3 tRNA genes and 1 rRNA gene are annotated in these 1,339 nt (G+C 32.0%); all 4 read right to left on the bottom strand.

The features are described 5' to 3' along the window. Positions 1-227 precede the first annotated feature (227 nt). Positions 228-303 (bottom strand) — tRNA-Ala (locus ACQR30_RS00650). Positions 304-404: 101 nt separating this feature from the next. Continuing rightward, a tRNA-Asn gene (locus ACQR30_RS00645) sits at positions 405-478 on the bottom strand. Between the two features lie 83 nt (positions 479-561). Next, positions 562-633: transfer RNA gene (locus tag ACQR30_RS00640), tRNA-Thr, on the bottom strand. A 78-nt stretch (positions 634-711) separates the two neighbouring features. Continuing rightward, positions 712-1,339, bottom strand: a 16S ribosomal RNA gene (locus tag ACQR30_RS00635); the annotation flags it as partial.

Genomic DNA, 1,339 nt, shown 5'->3' with positions numbered 1-1,339 from the left:
GTAGAAAGGCGAAAGAAGGGACTTGACCCTTAATCTAATAATCACAATATTAAGTTTTACCAATTAAACTACTTCCTTAATCTTGATAGGGATCGAACCTATGTTTTAATTTTCGCAGAATTATGTTTTGCCTATTAAACTACAAGATGATTTTGAGGATGACAGGATTTGAACCCATTCTAATTATTTTGAAGACAATTGTTCTACCGTTAAACTACATCCCCTTTTTAGACCTGATGGGATTTGAACCCATAACATTCGACATGCAAAATCGACGTTCTACCAAATTGTCACTACAGGTTAAAAAAATAAATTCTTAAAATATTTATTAATTTATATTCAAAGTCATTTTTATTTTTATAAAACCACAATAATTTATAATTATATTATTATAAATTCACTTCTGACCTGCAAAGGATTCGAACCTTTAACTGAACGGTTAACAGCCGCCTATTTTAACCAATTATAACTAGCAGATATAAAAGTTAATATACTGGAAAGGAATTGAACCTTTAACCTTCTATGTGTAAAATAGTTGCTCTACCGATTGAGCTACCAGTAAGCCTCCTACAGGACTTGAACCTGTAATCCTCATATTACAAATATGCAGCTTTAACCGTTAAGCTAAGGAGGAATACTTTGGACTGGACTTGAACCAGTAACCACTCCGTTATGAGCGGATTGCTCTACCGATTGAGCTACCAAAAAATATTAATATCTTATCAAGCACTCCTTCCGGCACGCTTACCTTGTTACGACTTAACACTCATTAATGAATATAATATCTTTATCAATTAAAAATAGAAAAAATATTAAAAAATAATATTCTAAAAAAATAAACTATCAATAATCCCGATAAATTCCATCATAACCTTCTTTAAGCGTTTGACGGGCAGTCTGTACACAGATCCGTACTTATTCACCGCTTCGTTGTGAGAAGCGATTACTAGCTATTCCATCTTCATATCGTCAAGTTACAGACGCTAATCCGAACTTCAGATAACTTTTCATAGATTAACGCCCACTATAAAGTGTAGTAACTTATTGTAATTATCATTGTACCATATGGATAGCCCATTTCATTAAGGGCATAACGACTTGACATATCCTTACCTTCCACAAACTTTTCATAAGTGGTAATCTAAATTGAAATAAAACATTTATAAATATATAAATAGATTTTACCTATTAAACAAGATTTAAGGGTTACATTCGTTTCTGGACTTAACCTGACGTATCAATACACGAATTGACGACAGCCATGCACCACCTGGAGTGAGTTTGTATGATATTATTGCAAAAAAATAAACCTAGCTGTATCTACAATTAATATTATATT

It is taken from the genome of Arachidicoccus sp. (assembly GCF_050436765.1).
Taxonomy (GTDB): Bacteria; Bacteroidota; Bacteroidia; order Chitinophagales; family Chitinophagaceae; genus Arachidicoccus.
This window is presented reverse-complemented; position numbering and strand designations above follow the sequence as displayed.